We start from the raw sequence: 209 nt of genomic DNA, 5'->3' as shown, positions 1-209 counted from the left end.
ATTCCAACCCACTGGGGAGCTAATGGTCAACCAGACAGTTTTACGGAAAAAAGCTATCTTTCCGTTCTTTCCCATCTGCTGCTCCTATTGGTTATGCAGTCCATGTTTGTTGCCATCCACGAATTTACTAGAAAATCGGGAATCAAGATTAGCGCTGCTAACAAATCTGGTTCTAAGACAACGCAGCTGCTTATGAGAAAGTACAACAG

General features: G+C 43.1%; 1 protein-coding gene. It reads left to right on the top strand.

Annotated features, from left to right (window positions below):
• On the top strand, positions 1-209 hold a 209-nt coding region (locus tag EOC06_RS39895; protein ID WP_164899146.1), incomplete at both ends, for a DUF1648 domain-containing protein.

Origin of the sequence: Mesorhizobium sp. M7A.F.Ca.MR.362.00.0.0, from assembly GCF_004023175.1 — a bacterium.
In the GTDB taxonomy this organism is placed as follows: domain Bacteria; phylum Pseudomonadota; class Alphaproteobacteria; order Rhizobiales; family Rhizobiaceae; genus Mesorhizobium.
This window is presented reverse-complemented; position numbering and strand designations above follow the sequence as displayed.